We start from the raw sequence: 1,280 nt of genomic DNA, 5'->3' as shown, positions 1-1,280 counted from the left end.
GTGGGAGCCAGTTGGCTCCCACCCCGCCTCGGTCGTGGGGGCGGCTCAGCGCACGCGCAGCGCGTCCCGGATCTCGGTGAGCAGGACGACCTCCTCGGACGGCGCCTCCGTCTCCTCGACGCCCCGCGCCCGACGGGCGGCCAGGGCGTTCATCGGGGCGACGACCATGAAGTAGACCGCGGCGGCGATGATGAGGAAGCTGATGACCGCGGTGATGAAGGCGCCGACATGGACGCCGCCGGGCACCCAGGCCGAGAAGTTCGGCTGGCCACCGATCTTGCCGATGAGGTCCATGATGACGTCGACGAACGCCTTGACGACTGCGCCGAACGCGGTGCCGATGACGACCGCGACGGCGAGGTCGACGACATTGCCCCGCATGATGAAGTCCTTGAAGCCCTTGAGCATCAGGGTGTTCCTTTCCTGGACGTGTTCCCCCCGGTCCGGAGGACGGTGACCGCGACGGGCGCGGCATGCAGACCCATCGACCCACACGCGGAACAGCGGGTCAACGGCTCCTGGGTGGTTCGGACCCGTCTCGAGCCCGGACCACACCCGACCGACGTGACGCAAGAGTCGGTGGTGAACGGTGTGGCGGTTGGGACAGGAGTCAGCGTAGCGGCACGCGGCTCATCCCGCCCGGAGCGCGACGACGAAGATCTCTCCCGCCTGCAGTGTCGACACGGAGCGGGCGACCGCAGCGGCGCTCTGTGGGTCGAGGGCGAGCGTGAGGCTCGCGGCCCCGCCGGAGGACCAGGTCGACGCCTCGGGCACCCGGGCCCCCAGCACGGTGACGTCGCTGGCGACGAGGTCACCCGAACCGCTCGCATAGAGGTCGACACGGCTGCCCGACGTGACGCCGGCTGACTCGGGGTCGAGGACCGGCACGCTCATCGCGACCGTGCCCGTGGGCTGGCCCGAGAGCAGGCCGGCCCCGCGCAGCCGGGACGACGTGACGACCTCCTTGGCGCTCAGGGGCGCAGCGAGGACCGCGCCGAGCACCCGGCCGGGATCGGCGACGGCCGTATCAGGTCGGTGGCTCGGCGGCCGCGGCTCGACGACGAGGTCGCCCTCGCCGAGCACGGCCCCGGCGGGGAGGTCGCTCGCGGCGACGACGGTCGGCACACCTGGAGCCGCGGCTCCCCGTGGGGTCAGGGCGGTGACCCCGAGGAAGCCGGCGAGCGCGGCGAGCAGGGCCGCACCCCAGCGGCGCAGTCGCCCCCGCCGCACGACGCGTCGCCGCCGGAGGCGCGCCGAACCTGAGCCACCCGTCGTCCGCC

At 73.0% G+C, this 1,280-nt stretch carries 2 protein-coding genes; both read right to left on the bottom strand.

Annotation, left to right across the window (positions count from 1 at the left end):
* Nucleotides 1-45: 45 nt before the first annotated feature.
* Complete coding sequence (gene mscL, locus N864_RS22325; RefSeq protein ID WP_034722755.1) at nt 46-408, bottom strand: large conductance mechanosensitive channel protein MscL; 363 nt, start codon at nt 406-408, stop codon at nt 46-48.
* A gap of 222 nt (nt 409-630) precedes the next feature.
* Nucleotides 631-1,280: SAF domain-containing protein (locus N864_RS22320; RefSeq protein WP_051518941.1), on the bottom strand; the 650-nt coding region annotated here is incomplete at its 5' end.

It is taken from the genome of Intrasporangium chromatireducens Q5-1 (assembly GCF_000576575.1).
GTDB classification, from domain to species: domain Bacteria; phylum Actinomycetota; class Actinomycetes; order Actinomycetales; family Dermatophilaceae; genus Intrasporangium_A; species Intrasporangium_A chromatireducens.
This window is presented reverse-complemented; position numbering and strand designations above follow the sequence as displayed.

Coding starts and splice junctions, on each gene's coding strand:
- mscL (WP_034722755.1), bottom strand. CDS start 408: ATGCTCAAGGGCTTCAAGGACTTCATCATGCGGGGCAATGTCGTCGAC.